This is a genomic window from Pseudoduganella dura (assembly GCF_009727155.1).
GTDB lineage: Bacteria > Pseudomonadota > Gammaproteobacteria > Burkholderiales > Burkholderiaceae_D > Rugamonas > Rugamonas dura.
In genome coordinates, this window is sequence record NZ_WNWM01000002.1 from 6,853,026 (window position 1) to 6,868,803 (window position 15,778).

At 68.3% G+C, this 15,778-nt stretch carries 12 protein-coding genes; 4 read left to right on the plus strand and 8 right to left on the minus strand.

Features of this window, described 5'->3' with window-relative positions; translation table 11 throughout:
• Positions 1–141 precede the first annotated feature (141 nt).
• From GJV26_RS29525 to GJV26_RS29535, 3 genes are all read right to left on the minus strand, one after another.
• Positions 142–1,518 (minus strand): sigma-54 dependent transcriptional regulator, encoded by a 1,377-nt coding sequence (locus GJV26_RS29525; protein ID WP_308807644.1) that lies wholly within the window; start codon positions 1,516–1,518, stop codon positions 142–144.
• A 514-nt stretch (positions 1,519–2,032) separates the two neighbouring features.
• Entirely contained in the window at positions 2,033–3,229 is a 1,197-nt protein-coding gene (locus GJV26_RS29530; RefSeq protein ID WP_155712112.1) for a YsnF/AvaK domain-containing protein, read from the minus strand.
• Positions 3,230–3,257: 28 nt separating this feature from the next.
• The gene (locus tag GJV26_RS29535) at positions 3,258–3,638 is read right to left on the minus strand and encodes a YsnF/AvaK domain-containing protein (protein WP_229427958.1); all 381 of its coding nucleotides are present in this window, start codon (positions 3,636–3,638) and stop codon (positions 3,258–3,260) included.
• Between the two features lie 258 nt (positions 3,639–3,896).
• Here GJV26_RS29535 and GJV26_RS29540 point away from each other — a divergent pair, with 258 nt between their 5' ends.
• Together GJV26_RS29540 and GJV26_RS29545 are read left to right on the plus strand one after the other, a co-directional pair.
• On the plus strand, positions 3,897–4,175 hold the full coding sequence (locus tag GJV26_RS29540; protein WP_155712114.1) for a hypothetical protein: 279 nt from the start codon (positions 3,897–3,899) through the stop codon (positions 4,173–4,175).
• Positions 4,176–4,326: 151 nt separating this feature from the next.
• Complete coding sequence (locus GJV26_RS29545; protein ID WP_155712115.1) at positions 4,327–6,726, plus strand: hybrid sensor histidine kinase/response regulator; 2,400 nt, start codon at positions 4,327–4,329, stop codon at positions 6,724–6,726.
• Between the two features lie 145 nt (positions 6,727–6,871).
• On the opposite strand, the gene GJV26_RS29550 is transcribed toward GJV26_RS29545, so the two are convergent.
• The 5 genes from GJV26_RS29550 to GJV26_RS29570 all read right to left on the minus strand — a co-directional run bounded on the left by GJV26_RS29550 (position 6,872) and on the right by GJV26_RS29570 (position 12,784).
• Positions 6,872–7,639, minus strand: a complete 768-nt coding sequence (locus GJV26_RS29550) for a GGDEF domain-containing protein (protein WP_155712116.1) — start codon at positions 7,637–7,639, stop codon at positions 6,872–6,874.
• A complete protein-coding gene (locus GJV26_RS29555; protein ID WP_155712117.1) occupies positions 7,636–8,031 on the minus strand; it encodes a DUF1987 domain-containing protein in 396 nt (131 codons plus the stop codon). Before GJV26_RS29555 ends, GJV26_RS29550 begins: the two co-directional genes overlap by 4 nt.
• Positions 8,032–8,044: 13 nt before the next feature.
• Positions 8,045–8,602, minus strand: a complete 558-nt coding sequence (locus GJV26_RS29560) for a SiaB family protein kinase (RefSeq protein ID WP_155712118.1) — start codon at positions 8,600–8,602, stop codon at positions 8,045–8,047.
• A gap of 121 nt (positions 8,603–8,723) precedes the next feature.
• Entirely contained in the window at positions 8,724–10,025 is a 1,302-nt protein-coding gene (locus GJV26_RS29565) for a SpoIIE family protein phosphatase (protein WP_155712119.1), read from the minus strand.
• An 83-nt stretch (positions 10,026–10,108) separates the two neighbouring features.
• On the minus strand, positions 10,109–12,784 hold the full coding sequence (locus tag GJV26_RS29570; protein WP_155712120.1) for a bifunctional diguanylate cyclase/phosphodiesterase: 2,676 nt from the start codon (positions 12,782–12,784) through the stop codon (positions 10,109–10,111).
• A gap of 204 nt (positions 12,785–12,988) precedes the next feature.
• On the opposite strand from GJV26_RS29570, the gene GJV26_RS29575 reads away from it, so the two are divergent.
• On the plus strand, positions 12,989–14,494 hold the full coding sequence (locus GJV26_RS29575) for a CYTH and CHAD domain-containing protein (protein ID WP_173346307.1): 1,506 nt from the start codon (positions 12,989–12,991) through the stop codon (positions 14,492–14,494).
• Positions 14,495–14,616: 122 nt separating this feature from the next.
• Positions 14,617–15,747: a sensor histidine kinase gene (locus GJV26_RS29580; RefSeq protein ID WP_173346308.1), complete on the plus strand. Its 1,131-nt coding sequence runs from the start codon at positions 14,617–14,619 to the stop codon at positions 15,745–15,747.
• Positions 15,748–15,778 lie beyond the last annotated feature (31 nt).

Sequence of the window (15,778 nt, forward strand, 5' to 3'; positions counted from 1 at the left end):
AAGGCGTGCCGAACACGCCGGCATGGCGCTGTTCGCGTTGGCGCCGTTCGCATGAACTATGTAATTCCCCGAAGTGCGGAACTTGTTTAACGCTGACAGCGCCACCGGCATGGCCGGCGGACAGCACCCGCCCACTCGGCGTCAGGCGCGCCGCCGCGGCGGCAGCTTGATGTCGTGCTTGGCCATCAGCCGGTACAGCGTCATGCGCGACACGCCCAGTTCCTGGGCCAGCAGCGTAATGCTCTTGCCGGCGGCCAACCCGGCCGCGATCGCCAGCCTTTCGGCCTGCACGCGGGCGCCGTTCAACGGCAGCGTGAACCCGGCACCGGCTTCGGTCAGGCCCAGGTCCTCCGGCATGATCAGGCGCCCTTCGGCCATCACCGAGGCGCGGCGCACGCGGTTGAGCAGCTCGCGCACGTTACCCGGCCAGTCGTGGGCGCGCAGCGCCGCGAGCGCCGCACGGGAAAAGCCCTTGACGCCGGCCGCCCGCTCGCAGGCGTAGTCGTGGAAGAAGGTCTCGGCGAGCGGCTGCACGTCGTCGAGCCGCTCGCGCAGCGCCGGTACCTCGAGCGACAGCACGTTCAGGCGGTAGAACAGGTCTTCGCGAAAGGCGCCGCGTTCGACCGCCTCCTCCAGGCGCACGTTCGATGCGGCCACGATGCGCACATCCACGGCCAGCGGCCGGTTTCCGCCCAGCCGGTAGATGGTCTTTTCCTGCAAGAAGCGCAGCATGTTCGCCTGCATGTCCAGCGGCAGGTCGCCGATCTCGTCCAGGAACACCGTGCCGCCGCTGGCCGATTCGATCAGGCCGATGCGCGCCTTGCCGGCGCCCGTGAAGGCGCCGCGCTCGTTGCCGAACAGCTCCGACTGGATCAGGCCCGCCGGGATCGCCCCGCAGTTGATGGGCACGAACGGACCGGCGCGCCGCGCCGAGTTCTCGTGCACGCCGCGCGCCACCAGTTCCTTGCCGGTGCCGCTTTCGCCCCAGATCAGCACGGGTGCCTCGGCACGGGCGGCCTTCAGTGCGCGCTGGCGCAGGGCCGTGATCGCCGGGCTGTTGCCGGTCATTTTCATGCCGCCGCCACGGACGAGGCGCGGCATGGTATCGCCCAGCGCGGCGAAGCCATAGGCGTGCCCGAGGGTATGGCCGAGCCGGGCCGGATCGATGGGAAACGTGTGGTAATCGATACAGTGATCGCGGATCAGCCGCCGCCATCGCTCGTCCTGCAGGGTGTCGCCACGGCACGCCGCCACCCAGGTCACCCACGGGTGTTCGCGCAGGAAAAGGTCGATCGCTTCGGCGGGCACGGCGGCGCCCAGCTCGATGATGCCCACCAAGATCGTCCGGCTGCTCAGCAGTGTTCGCGCATGGTCGAGATCGCGTGCCGCGGACAATTCGAAATTGCGCGCGGCCATCAGTGCGGCACTTGCTTCCCAGCTTCCGGATGTGATGCCCAGAAGTTTTTTTATGAACATTGTATCGACAGTTGAATGTTCCGCATCGCGCCCATTTCTCATGGTTGAGCGTCGAACCCTGAAGCCGTGTTCACCCGCACGCGGACGAACCAATCAATTGCGCAAATCCCTCAACTACTCATTAATGAACCAACTATCAATTTTAAATACGAATCAACAGTGAATATTCGGCACTATAGGCCAGCGTCCGCAAAGGCGCCAATATTGATAAGAAAATACACCGCCGCGTCTTAACATTCGCTGCAACAGTCGACGGCGCACCACAAGCGGGGGCGCAAGGCGTGGACCGGATCGAGCGGATGCAGGTATATACGCGGCGGGAATGGATTTGGATGCAGGCTTCAGCGAAAAAAGCTCGCTGGCAGTAGATGGCGGATGTTGCTGCCGGTAATGTGCGAGAGACTTTCGCGCGGCAGGATCGCGGGAAGGCCTGATTGCGCCTCGCAAGCGGGGGCCGCGGACGTGAAAAGGCCCGACGCATGACGCGCCGGGCCCGGATGCCGGCGGCGGGCAATTACGCCTGCCGCCGCCGGCGGTGATGTTTCAATACCGGGCGTTATTGCGTAATGCGTTCCCAGCCGTGGCGAACCGCCGACTTGACCTTGTCCCAGGTCGACTGCGGATAGCGGCTTTCCCAGCTGGTGCGCAGGCCGCTCTCGGAATCGTCCCACGAGCGGCTGCTGTAGCCCTCGGTACCGCGCATCGCGGCGCCGTAGCGGTAGGCAGGCGCGTAATCGTCATACGTGCCGCCGGCCGTGGAGAAATTGCTGGTCCAGTGGCTGCGGTAGTAATCCTCGTCATCGGTGCTGCCCAGCTGTTCCACGTCCACTTCGGTGTGGCGCACGGTGTCCGTGATCTGGTCGGTGCGCTGGGTGACTTCCTTGCCGACGAGCACTTCCTCGACCACGCGGGCCGTCTTCTGGACCACGGCTTCTTCGGCGCTTTCACGCAGCTCGAACGAGGTTTCCTGGAATGCACCTACCTGCGAAGGATCGACCGAGCGGTCCACCGGGCGGCGTTCCACGTTCACGTGTTCCTCGCGCAGGCTCACGCTTTCATGCACCGGCGTTTCCACCGTGCGCTGGTAGATGCGCACGCCGCCGCGCTGCACGGTACGCTTGCCCACTTTCAGTTCTTCCTGGATCACGGGGATCACCTGCGATTCGGTCTCGGCGCGCTGCAGCGTGCCGGAGTCGCCGTAACCCTGCAGCGAACCCTGCGTGCCGGACGCGGACGTCACCGCCGAGCCGGACAGCGAACCGCCCTGCAGGCTGCCGCCCTGCACGCTACCGCTTTGCTGCGAGGCCGACAGCAGCGCGCCGCCGCTGCTGCTGCGCGCGCTGGCAGGATTCCAGCCGCCCGCTTCCCACTGCGAGCGATGCTCGTCGATATCGATCGGGCCGAAGCGTTCGACGATATCGGCGGCGCGTTCCACGTCGTCCTGCGACGCGGTTTCCACGGTCAGCACCACGTTGCCGCGGTTGACCGCTTCGCCGTAGACCACGCGGTCGTCATCGTCGTCGCCAAACATGTTGCCGAAGAAGTTCTTGATGCTGTCGCCCAGCGACTGCTCGCCCGTGGCGGAGCTGCCGGTGGCCGAAGTGCTGCCGGCGCCGGTGGTGCCGCTGGCGTTGGCGGTGGAGGAACTGGAAGCGTTCAGTTGAACATTGGCGATTCCGGAACCGATCAGTTCGTCGCGGGCACGCTCGGCATCAGCGCGGTTGTCGAAAACAGCTGCTAGCGTATGGCTCATGGTTGATTCTCCTATTCAGGTTGATTGATTACGGAATGTCGTTCCGCGCGTTGTCGTCGAAGGCTTCGATCTGCACGTCTTCGACCCGCAATGGAACGGTTTCCCGATACTCCTGCTCCTTCCTTACCCTGGTGATCCGCAGCTCTTCCTTGATGCGGTATCGCTTCTCGATCACCAGGATTTCTTCCAGTACCGGCACCACCAGCACGTCGCCTTCGTAGCGGGACGGCGGCGCTTCGGCCACCACCCGGTCGACAGCCACGCGCTGCACGTCCACTTCCTCGTGCCAGAGTCGTTCGCGAACTTCCGCGGACTCCTCGGTGACATTCTTGGTGACGCGTACGCCACGCCCCGTGTCCACGACCCTGGTCGTGATCGCCACCTCCTCGCGGAGGATGGGTACTGCCACGGTCTGATCCGCGGCGTGCTTCGGTTCCGGTGTGCTTTCCATGTAAAAAAGTCTACGTTGAAAATAAATAATGTGGCGCTACGTTGCCTATCTGCATCGATCTGACCCCGAATTTCGTCCATTTCTGCGTAGCACTCAGGGCGCACGGTAATTCCGCCAGCGTACCGCGGCTCCGGCCGCCCGCGGCGCACGCCGCAACCGCCCCACCTGCCTCGCTTGCCCTTATACTTGCGCGCTTTACCTGCTTCGAGAACACCGTTGGACGCTACCTATGACCCGAACAGGCTGCTCGCTGCCCTGGCCCGCGAACTGAAGATCACGACGGACAAAAAGCTTGCGAAAACCCTGGGATTCAGCGCCGGCATCATTGCCGGCCTGCGTGCCGGCCGTCTCGCCCTCACCGCCACGATGTACCTGCAGATCCAGGAAAAAAGCGGGCTGCCGCTGCCGGCCCTGCAGGCCCTTTCGGGCGACCGCCGCCGGCGCCTGCGCCCTTCCGGCTCGGCTGCGCCGGGAGCGCCGCGCACTGAACGCTGAGCCGGACGCCGAGGCCCCCGCCCGGCGACGCCGGGCGTCGGGCAGCGTAAACCGGCTCCCCGCCGGCCGTCCCTTAGAATGACGGGCATCCATCAGCCAACCATCCTTCACCTTGACCAACCACATCGATTTCCTTTCCGGCGGTGGAGAAATGGGCGCGCTTATGCGCCGCCACGACTGGACCGCCACGCCGCTGGGCCACCCGTCGGGCTGGCCGCAGCCGCTCAAGACGGTGATCCGGCTGCTGTTGACGAGCAACCACCCGATGTTCGTCTGGTGGGGCGACGACCTGGTCCAGTTCTACAACGACGGCTACCGCCAGACGCTGGGCCCGGAGCGCCATCCGTCCGCCCTGGGCGCGCTGGGCCGCGAGTGCTGGGCCGAGGCCTGGCACCTGATCGGGCCCGACATCGAATCGGTGATGAGCGGCGGCACGGCCGCGTGGCACGAAGACCGCCTGGTTCCGCTGACCCGGTTCGGACGCCGCGAAGACGTGTGGTGGACCTACGGCTACAGCCCCATCGAGGATGACGGACGCGTGCGCGGCGTGCTGGTCATCTGCAACGACGTCACGCGCGAACACGTCAACCGCGAGGGGCTGCGCCAGAGCTACGACACGCTGATCGAAACCATGGACGAAGGTTTCTGCCTGCTGCAGATCCTGCGCGACGCGGCCGGCAGGCCGGTCGACTACCTGTTCGTGGAAACCAACCGGGCGTTCGCGCAGCAGACCGGGCTCGCCGAAGCCAAGGGCCGGCGCGTGCGCGAGCTGGTGCCGGCCATCGAACAGCGCTGGATCGACGTGTATGCGGAAGTCGCCGATACCGGCGTGGCGCGCCGGTTCGTCGAGGAATCGGGCACGATGGGGCGCTGGTTCAACGTGTATGCGAGCCGCGCCGCCCACATGCGCGATGGCGTGACGCTGCTGTTTACCGATATCACCGACATCAAGCGCACCGAGGCGGCATTGATCGCCAGCGAGGCACAGTCGCGCGCGCTGGCGGCGGAAGCCCACGCGCGGCGGCAGGCGCTCGATGCGCTGCTGGCATCGGCGCCGGTGGGCATCGTGTACGCCGACGCCAACGGCGCGCTGGTGCTGGTGAACCCGATGAACCGGCAGTTGTGGGGGGACCACCCGATGTCGGCTGACCGGCGCGAGTATGGCGCCTGGAAAGGCTGGTGGGCCGACGGGCCCGCACGCAACGGACAGCCCATCGCCCTGGACGACTGGCCGCTGGTGCGCGCGCTGCGCGGCGAAACCGTCGACGGCGACCTGATCGAGATCGAGCCGTTCAACCAGCCGGGCGTGCGGCGCACTTTACTCGTGCGCGCCACCGCCATCCGCGACGACGATGGCGCCATCGTGGGCGCCGTGGCCGCCAACATGGACGTGACGGCCCAGCGGGCCGCCGAGCGCGAGCTGCGCTCGTTTGCCGACGCGCTGGCGGCCGCCAGCGAACGCAAGGACGAATTCCTGGCGATGCTGGTCCACGAACTGCGCAATCCGCTGGCGCCGATCAGCAGCGCCGCGCAGATCCTCCGGATGCCGGGCATGGCCGCGCAGCACGTGGCGCACGCGGCGGAAGTCATCGGGCGCCAGGTGCGGCACATGACGGAACTGGTCGACGACCTGCTGGACGTGTCGCGCGTGCAGCGCGGCCTCGTCGAACTCGACCAGGCACCGGTGGACATGAAAGGCGTGGTGCACGCCGCCATCGAACAGGCCCGGCCGCTGATCGAGCGCCACGGCCATTTGCTGACCACGCGGATCGGCTCGAACGATGCGCCGGTGCTGGGCGACCGCAAGCGGCTGATCCAGGTGGTGGCGAACCTGCTGACCAACGCGGCGAAATACACCGATCCCGGCGGCGAGCTCGCCGTCACGCTGCGCGCCGGCGCGGACGAAGTGCGGCTCGAGGTGGCCGATACCGGCATCGGCATCGAGGCGGCCCTGCTGCCCCAGGTGTTCGACCTGTTCACGCAGGCCACGCGCACGCCGGACCGCTCCCAGGGCGGCCTGGGACTGGGCCTGGCGCTGGTGCGCAGCCTGGTGGGGCTGCATGGCGGCCGGGTCGAGGCGCACAGCGACGGCATCGGCAAGGGCAGCGTGTTTACCGTCTCGCTGCCGCATCACCGAACGGCCGGCGCGGCGCCGGAGAGCGGCCTGGTCCGGGCAGCGCCGCTGGGCGCCGTGCGGCGCAGGCGTGTCCTTGTGGTCGACGACAACGTCGACGGCGCCGGCGCCATGCAGCGGCTGCTCGCCGCCGCCGGCCACGACGCGTCGGTCGTGCACGATGCCGGGGCGGCACTGGCCCTGCCGCCGTTCGACGTGTACCTGCTCGACATCGGGCTGCCGGGCATGAGCGGGCACGTGCTGGCCACGGAACTGCGCGGCCGGTCGGCCGGCGCGCCGCTGACGCTGATCGCCCTCAGCGGCTACGGCCAGCGCCAGGATATCGCCGCGTCGCTGGCCGCGGGATGCGATGCGCACGTGACCAAGCCGGCCGATATCGGGGGGTTGCTGGCGCTGATCGAGGGCAGGCAGGCTTGAGGTGCGGGCTTGAGGTGCAGGCTTGACGTGCAGGCCTGGCAAGCGCGCATGAGAAGCCGGCCGTGACGGGAGCCGGCGTTGACCCTCAGGGCATCCACGATACCGGTGCTCCCCCAGTGCCGCCACCGGTGGCGGCACTGGCCGTTCAACGAAGGGGTTTCACCGCGTCAAGCGCGGGTCGGCAAGCCGACGGCACCGGCGCAATGGTGCGCACGCACCCCCTGCCTTCCCGCTTGGCCCGGTACAGCGCCGCGTCGGCCTGCCCGTAGGCCGACTCGAACGCCGTGCCCCGGTCGAACCAGCCCGCGCCGAGGCTGGCCGTCACGGCCCGGTCGACGGGCGCGCGGTGCGCCAGCGCGCCGACCGCGTCGCACAGCTGCCGGGCCACCGCCACCGTGGCCTCGGGCGCGAGGCCGGGCCAGACGATCGAAAACTCCTCGCCGCCGACGCGGCCGATCGCGGCGGGCGTCGGCACGAGCGCCTTCAGGCGGTCGACGATGGCGCAGATCACGGCATCGCCGGCCGGATGGCCGAACTCGTCGTTGATGCGCTTGAAGTGGTCGATGTCCAGCACGATCAACGCGGCGGCTTCGCGTTCCAGCACCCCGGCGGCGTAATCGATCAGCGCGCCGCGATTGAGCACGCCGGTCAGCGGATCGTGGGTGGCGCGGTGCTGCAGCTGCAGCGCGAGCTGGTGCAGCTCGCGGTTCATCTGCTGCATGTCGCGCTCGGCCCGGTCGCTGCGCCCGATCAGGCGGCGCGTCTCGCGCATCAGCCGTTCGTAGTGCGCGATCAGCTCGCCCAGCACGCGCCGGTGTCCGGCGCTGTCCGCCTCCAGGGCGAATGCCTCGCGCGCCCGCAGCAATGCCTGGAACTCGGCGGCGAACAGGTCCGGCTGGTCCGCCACCGTCATGCCTGGCGGGCGGGCAGCACGCAGTCGACGAATTCGAGCGCGGCGAAATCGTCGCGCAGTTCCTCGCCGAATTCGAGGATCGTTTCGTCTTCCTCGTCGCGGTACCAGTGCAGGCGTACTTCGTTGCCGAAGATGGCGGCATCGTTCAGCGCGTCGAACAGGGCGAACAGCATCTTCGTGCTGGAACTGTTGAAGTAGGCCAGCGCCACGTGCACGTCGATCGACTGGCCGTCGCACAGCGCGAGGTAGGCGCGCGCGCTGTCGATCACGGGGCCGTAGAAAGCGGCGGCGTTTTCCGGATACGATTCGCCGCGGATCGACAGGGCGTGCCGCGAGAACTCGAACGAGACTTCGGGCGAGGTGGGGGATGCGGGGAGAAAGAAGTGTTCCATGGTCGGTCGGGGTTCAGATGGTGGCGGCGATGCAGAAGACGGTGCGGCCGGCATCGTCGCTGTCGGGCAGGAACTGGAACGTCAGCGGCGCGCTGGCATCGCGCGCCATCGTCAGGAAACCGAGGCCGGCGCCCTTGCTGTCTTCCGGCGCGGCCTGCCGCAGCGCGGTGCGGTAGGCGGACTTGATCTCGTCCACCGTCATCGCGCACAGTGGCGCGATCTTGCCGCGGATCGCTTCGACGCTGGCGTTGGCCACCGGGTTGGCGCACAGCAGGTAAAACTGGTCGCCGCTGACGCCGATGCAGAACGCGCCGCCGCGGATCTGGCGGTCCGGCTGCGCCGCCGGCGTGAGCGCGTCGGCCGAGTAGTGCATGATGTTCTGGGACATTTCGACGAATGCGGAAAAGATGCGCCGGCTGGTGGGCCCGGCGGTGCCGGCCGCGTTCAGCCGCGCCTTGATGGTCTCGGCGATCGCGCTGACCACGTGCTGCGAGAAATAGCCGGCATAGAAGAAGATGACCTGGCGCTTGCTGGCGGCATGCCAGAATTCCTGGAATTGTGGGTATTGCAAGGCGGCGGCTCCCATGGCGGTGTTGTCGGGGATTTGTCCTGTGGACTGTCCGGTGGTCTGTTCGGTCATGCGGTTCGGTGCTGTCGTTCGTCGATCCGGCCAGGCTGCGGCCCCGGGGCGTCTATGGCCTGCAGCACAGGAAGGTCACGTCGTCGCGGCGCGGCTGGCCACCCTGCCAGCGGGCCAGCTCGGCGGCCAGCAGCGCCGCGAGGCCGGCCGCGGGGTCGTCGCGCCGCTCCAGCAGCAGGCGCTGCGCGCGGCGCTTGCCGAACGAGATGTCGCGCTCTCCGCCGATCTGGTCGAACAGCCCGTCGGTACCGGTAAACAGCAGGCTGCCCGGCGGCAGGTGAACGGCGTGCACGGGCCAGCGATGGCCGGCCGGCGTTTCCGCGTAGCCGGCGCCCATCCGGTCCGGTTCGAGCACGCCGAACGCGTCGCCGTCCGGCGCCAGCACGAACAGCGGCAGGCGCGCGCCCGCGTACGACAGGTGCCGGGTCGCGCCGTCGAACCACAGCACGGCCGCATCGAGGCCGTCGTTCGACAGCGACGCGCCCTTGTTGTACTGGCCCGGCCCGTACCCCGCCCCAACTGCTTGCCCTCCCGCCGTCTGCACCGCCGCCGGCTGCCCCGGCATGTGCTGGCCCAGCATGTCCTTCACGCCGCGGTTCAGTTCCGCCAGCAGCGCGGCGGGATCGCGCGGCCCGAGCGCCTGCAGCGCCTGCGTCAGCAGCGACGAGGCGATCAGCGTCATGAACGCGCCCGGCACGCCGTGCCCGGTGCAGTCGGCGATGACGGCGCACCAGCCGTCCGGGTACCGGGCGACATGGTAGAAATCGCCGCCGACCACGTCGCGCGGCTGCCACACCAGTCCCGCGTCGGGCAGCGCGGCGGCCAGCGCATCGTCCGAGGCGCGCAGCAGCGCGCGCTGGATCACGCTGGCGTACTCGATGCTGTGCATGATCTGGCGATTGCGCTCGGCCTGCATGTCGGCAACCACGTTCATCAGCTGCAGGCCGAAGCCCACGCCCTGCAGCTGGCCGGCACGGGTGATGATGAAACCGTCGGCCAGCGCCTTCTCGCCGGACTCCACGGCGCGGAACGTCAGCGCCTCGATGCCCAGGCCGGCATCGACCACCAGCGGGTCCTTGTCCATGAACGCGATGCAGCTCTTGCGTCCGTACAGCTCCTGGTAGAACGGTTTCGACATCTGCGACATGAAGATGTTTCTGCAGATGAGCCCGATGGGCCGGCCCTCTTCCACCACCGGCAGCGTCATCAGCTCGCGCCGCCCGGTAAACAGCGCCAGCACGTCGCCGTTGCTGGCGTCGGCCGGCACGCACGCCGTCGGCACGCACAGGTCGGCCGCGGTGGCTGGCCGGAAGCGCGGCAATGGCAGGCGCGACGGGTTGAAGGATTCGGTCATGACGGCTCGCAAAGGTTTCCGATCATTCTAGAAAGAAATTGTGACACTGCCATGACGTTCGTAACGGAATGAAACCAGTATTGCTACATTGACATTTCGATGGAGCGCGCCGGCATGGTCATCATCTGCGGCCGGCCCAGCAGCGCGCCGGCCTGGCGGGCCGGCATCGGCGCGGCGAACAGGTAGCCCTGGCCTTCGTCGCAGCCGAGGGCGACCAGCGCTTCCAGCTGGCCGGCCGTTTCCACGCCTTCGGCCACCACCGCCATGTCCAGCGCCTTCGCCATCGACACGATCGCCTGGAACAGTACCCGGCCTTCCGGCGATACCGTCAGCTCGGACGTGAACGCGCGGTCGATCTTCAGCACGTCCATGTTCAGCCGCTGCAGCTGCGCCAGCGACGAATAGCCGGTGCCGAAGTCGTCCACGTGCAGGCGCACGCCCAGCTCGCGCAGCGCGGCCAGTTCGCGCTGCACGTCCACGCCTTCCGCGACCATGGCCGACTCGGTGATCTCGACCTCCAGCATCGCCCCCGCCAGGTGATGGCGCGCCAGGTGCATGGCCAGGTGCGCGTGCACGCCTTCGTGCGCGAACTGGTGCGCCGAGACATTGATCGACACCGGCACCAGCGCCAGGCCGGCGGTGCGCCACAGTGCCAGCTGGTGGCAGGCTTCCTCGATGACGAAGCGGCCGATCGGGCCGATCAGGCCGCTTTCTTCGGCGATCGGGATGAATTTCGCCGGCGGCACCATGCCCAGGTCGGGGTGGCGCCAGCGCAGCAGCGCTTCCATGCTGCACAGCCGGCCGGTGGCAAGGTCCACGCGCGGCTGGTAATGCAGCTCGAACTGTTCCGCCGCGAGGGCCCCCTGCAGGCTGTGGCGCAGTTGCGCGCGGGCGGTGGCGGCGATGTACAGGTCCGGATCGAAGAAGCGGAACTTGCCGCCCCGGTCGCGCTTCGCGGCGGCCATCGCGATGTCGCCATGCTTGAGCAGCGTGGCGGCGTCCTCGCCGTCGCGCGGGTAGCAGCTGATGCCGATCGATGCGCCGATCGTGTAGCGCACGTTGCCCAGCTCGTAAGGCCGGGACAGCGCCGCCGCCACGCGGCCGCCGATCGCGGCCAGTTCGTCGTCCCCGCCGCCGGGCGAGATCACGACGACGAATTCGTCGCCGCCCAGGCGGGCCACGATGTCCTGCGGGCGTAGCAGGCCGCCCAGGCGCAGCGCGGCCTGCTTGAGCAGATCGTCGCCGGCGCCATGGCCATGGGTCTCGTTGACATGCTTGAAGCCGTCCAGGTCGACCAGCAGCAGCGCCAGCGTGCCGTTGCGCCCCGCCGCCTCCTCGATCGCCTGCGGCACGTAGCGTGTCAGCCAAGGCCGGCTGGGCAGGCCGGTCAGCGAATCGTAGTTCGCCAGGTACAGCAGCTCGCTCTCGAACGCCTTGCGTTCGCTGATATCCTGCAGCGTGATGGCCAGGCCGTTGCCGACACGGACGATGCGCCGGCGGCCCCACGTGATCTGCATGCGCCGCCCGGCCGGCATCTGGCGCTCGTCTTCATGGATGCCGTTGGCCATCGCCGCGTGGTACGCATCGAGCATCTGCACGTCATGCTCGCGTTCGATCGACGAGATGCGCCGCCCCACCAGATCGTCGCGGCTGCCGCCGTAGAACGAGGCGCCCCGCTCGTTGCAGTCCACCACGATGAAGTCGGTCACGGCGCCCGTCGTGTCGCGCACCGCCTGCGCCATGTAGAAGCCGTCCTTGGCGTTTTCGGTCGCGGCCCGGTAGGCGGTGCGTACCTCCTCTTCTCCGGCGCGGCGCAGCAGATAGCGCCGGGTGGCCAGCGCCAGTGCCAGCGCGGCCAGCATCAGGCCCGCCGATATCACCGCCCACACCCGGCGCATCGCCGCGGCGCGTTCATCCGCGCCGGCCAGCGCGTCGCTCATCGTCCTGCCCGCCATGGCGACCACCGGATAGACGGCGGAGCGGTGCCATGCCAGCAGCCGCGGCGTGCCGTCGCTGAAACGGGCGCCATCGAAGCGGGCGCCGCCGTCGCCGCCCTGGACGGCGGGCGCCGTGCCGAACAGCGTTTCACGGCGGCCGGCGGCATGGCCCTCGAGCCGCAGCCCGCCATCTTCCGCCACCAGCGCGAGCAGGCCGCGCATGCCCAGCACCCGTTCGTTGTAGAACGCGGTCAGGTAGTCGCCGGCGACGACGAACGACACCATGCCCGCGAACTCGTTGTCGGGCGACTCCAGCCGCAACGTCGCGCGCAGGTTGCGCTGGCGCCCGGCGGCGTCGCCCGGCGCGGCGCCGAGCAGCAGCGCACTGGAATTGTTTTGCCGGTGGTGGGCCAGCGCCGGACCGGCCGCGGGCAGGGCGAACCGGCCCCTGCGCGGGATCGCGGAGACCACCTTGCCGCCGGCATCGAAGATGGCCACTTCCAGGAATGCCGAATCGGTGAACATGCCGTCGCGCCGCAGCGCCTCCAGGTCGAGGTGGCCATCGGCCTGCTCCCACGCGTGCTTGAGCTGGACGGCGACCTGTTCCAGCTGGCCGATCGAACGGGTAACGTACTGCTCGTACGCTTCGGCGTACGAGCGCACTTCGCGCATGGCATCGCGCTCGGCAAGCCGGCGGTCGTGCGCGATCTGCGCGGCCATCGCGAACCAGTAGACGGCCGTCACCAGCGCGGCCAGCAGGGGCCAGAGCGCGGGCAGCCAGGAATGCGGGGCAAACCGCGCGGGTGGGCGAACATGGAACATAGGTTGCAAATGGTAATGCAACAATGTGACCGCATCGTGACGCAGCGACACAATCACACCGCCCGTCCGTGGCGACGGCCGAGTTCCGGAAACAGTATAGTTCGTTTTTCCGGGAACCGGGAGTGACGCCTGCCGGTCCCCCATGACTGACAACACTGACGCCCGGGTACGCATCCGCGCCGGCGCAAACGAATGGAGAAGCGAATGGAAACCGAACTGAAGCTGAAAGTCGCCCAGCGCGACCTGGCCAAATTGCGCGAGCACGCGCTGCTGGCAGAGCTGGCGATCGCCACGCCGGAAGAACACGAACTGCGCGACACCTACTACGACACGCCGAAGCTCGACCTGTGGCACAACGGCCTGACCTTGCGCGTACGCACCGACAACGAGGCATACATCCAGACCGTGAAGACGGCGTCCGGCGGCTCGGCCGGCCTGCACGAACGGGGCGAATGGGAATCGGCGCTGGCCGGGCCCGCGCCGGAACCGGCGGAAGTGGCGCGCCAGATCAAGACGAAGCGCATCGCCGAGCTGCTGCGCTCGCCGAACATCGTCAACAACCTGCGCCCCGTCTTCAACAACGTCACGCGCCGCACCAGGTGGAATATCCTGTTGCCCGATGGCCGGCAGGTGGAATGCGTGCTCGATGCGGGCGACATCCATGCGGGCGGGCGCAACGCGCCGATCGGCGAGCTGGAATTCGAGCTGAAGCGGGGCGACCCCACGCAGCTGTTCGAGCTGGCGCTGTCGCTGCACAAGGATATCCCGCTGCAGATCGCCAACGACAGCAAGGCCGCGCGCGGCTATGCGCTGCTCGACATCGCGCCGCCGGCCCCGGTGAAGGCGGTGCCCGTGCACCTGACGAAGAAAATGCGGCTGGAAGACGCGCTGCAGTGCATGGGCCTGAACTGCCTGCAGCAGCTGGAAGCGAACGTGCCCGGCGTGCTCAAGCAGAGCGTGGAAAGCCTGCACCAGATGCGCGTGGGCCTGCGCCGGCTGCGCGCGCTGCTCGACATGTTCCGGGACATCGCGCCGCTGCCCGAACCGATGGCCGAGAGCCTGGAGTGGCTGGCCGGCGAGCTCGGCGCGGCTCGCGACTGGGACGTGCTGGCCGGCTCCACGCTGCCGCGGATCGCCGGGCTGGATACGGGCACCCTGCGCGCCATTGCGCAGCAGCGGGGCGACGAATTGCACCGCACGCTGGTGCAGACGCTGTACCTGCCCCGCTATACCCAGTTGATCCTGCAGCTGAACGGCTGGTTCCACGGCAAGGGCTGGCGCGACGGCGACGCCCTGCCGAAGGGCTCGCCACTGGCCCTGCGCGCGGCGGATGCGATGGCGCCGCTGCTGCACAAGGCCCAGCAGCGCCTGCGCAAGCGCATCGACGCGCTCGACGAAGACAATCCCGATGCGCGCCACCGGGTACGCATCGCCGCGAAAAAGGCGCGCTACGCGGCGGAGTTCTTCCACGACCTGCTGCCCGCCAGGCCGGTGAAGAAATACGTGCGCGCGCTGTCGGGGCTGCAAGACAAGCTGGGCCTGCTGAACGACCTGGCCGTGGCGGGCACGCTGCTGGGTGAAATGGAAGCGCGCGGCCCGTCCGGCGAGCTCAGCTATGCGCGCGGCTATGTGACCGCCACCGCCGAAGCGGAAAGCCATCATCTCGACACGGCGCTGCATGACATCGCGCGCCTGAAGATCGTGCGCTGAGCACGACCTGACTCGCCGGCTCGGGACGCTCCGCGGGCCGGCGCCATGGGAGTCGGTGCCATGCGGGCCGTTATGTACGGTCAAGCACGGAAGGACCCGCTGCACCGCCTACAATGGGCGCCATGATGCGAGCAACCGACCAGCAATCCGGCCAGCCGCTCGCCGAGATCTCCCGGCGGGCACTCGCGCTGCGCGACGACGTCATCGCACACTGGATGGCGCTGGCACGGCGCGAAGTGCGCGGCGCCAGTCACCTGCCTGCGCCGATCCTGGCCGATACCCTGCCCGCCTTCTACGACAGCATCGCCAGGACCCTGGCTCCCGGCTGTCCGCGCCTGCTGGCCACGGAGGGCAACAACGCCGCGGAACAGCACGGCGGCGAACGCGCCAGGATGACGCATTACGGCCCCGAACAGGTGATCCATGAATACCAGCTGTTCCGGGATGCGATCTACGAAGTGACCGGCGCGGCCGGGCTGTCGTTCGACTTGTACCAGCGTGCCCATATCGAGGCGGCAATCGATATCGCGCAGCGCCGGGCCATCGGGGAGTTCAGTACCATCCACGAGGAACTGCGCCGCAAGCTGGCGGCCACGCTGTCGCACGACATGCTGTCGCCGCTGGCCACCATCGTGTCCGGTGCCGAGCTGATCGGTCTGGCCACCGACGTTACCGCGGCGCGGCGCACGTCCCGCAAGATCCTGGAAAACGGCCAGCGCCTCGGGCACATGATCGCCCAGCTGCTCGACGCCCTGACGGTGGCCGGCATGGACCGGCTGCCGCTCGATCCCGCGCCGTTCGACATCCGCCTGCTGGTGCGTGCCGTGTGCGAGGAATTCTCCGCGCAGCACGTGCGGATCGAAATCGAAGGCGGCTCGGTGCACGGCTGGTGGGATTTCGTGCAGTTGCAGCGGGCGCTGGAAAACCTGGTGCGCAATGCCGCGAAATACGGCGACGGCGACGCGGTCACGATCCGTTCGGCCGAAACCCACGGCCGGCTGCTGCTGTCGGTGCACAACACGGGCAATCCGATCGCCACCGACCGGTTCGAACACATCTTCGCCTACCTGCACCGCGAGAACGTGCTGCCGGTGGCGGGCTATGGCATCGGCCTGCCGTTCGTCAAATCGGTGGCCGAAGGCCACGGCGGCTCGATCGTCGTCGACAGCTCCGGGCCGGCCGGCACCACGTTCCTGATCGATATTCCGCTGGATTGCCGGCTGGCCGCAGGGGGCCGGGATCCTGGGGACTGACACTTTTCGGGGTGGATTTCCAGGAAAATCC

Bases quoted from the DNA above. Each gene is read 5' to 3' on its own strand.
- GJV26_RS29580 (WP_173346308.1), top strand. From the start codon at position 14,617: ATGATGCGAGCAACCGACCAGCAATCCGGCCAGCCGCTCGCCGAGATC.
- GJV26_RS29550 (WP_155712116.1), bottom strand. From the start codon at position 7,639: ATGACGGTGGCGGACCAGCCGGACCTGTTCGCCGCCGAGTTCCAGGCA.
- GJV26_RS29555 (WP_155712117.1), bottom strand. From the start codon at position 8,031: ATGGAACACTTCTTTCTCCCCGCATCCCCCACCTCGCCCGAAGTCTCG.
- GJV26_RS29545 (WP_155712115.1), top strand. From the start codon at position 4,327: ATGGGCGCGCTTATGCGCCGCCACGACTGGACCGCCACGCCGCTGGGC.
- GJV26_RS29570 (WP_155712120.1), bottom strand. From the start codon at position 12,784: ATGTTCCATGTTCGCCCACCCGCGCGGTTTGCCCCGCATTCCTGGCTG.
- GJV26_RS29565 (WP_155712119.1), bottom strand. From the start codon at position 10,025: ATGACCGAATCCTTCAACCCGTCGCGCCTGCCATTGCCGCGCTTCCGG.
- GJV26_RS29525 (WP_308807644.1), bottom strand. From the start codon at position 1,518: ATGAGAAATGGGCGCGATGCGGAACATTCAACTGTCGATACAATGTTC.
- GJV26_RS29530 (WP_155712112.1), bottom strand. From the start codon at position 3,229: ATGAGCCATACGCTAGCAGCTGTTTTCGACAACCGCGCTGATGCCGAG.
- GJV26_RS29575 (WP_173346307.1), top strand. From the start codon at position 12,989: ATGGAAACCGAACTGAAGCTGAAAGTCGCCCAGCGCGACCTGGCCAAA.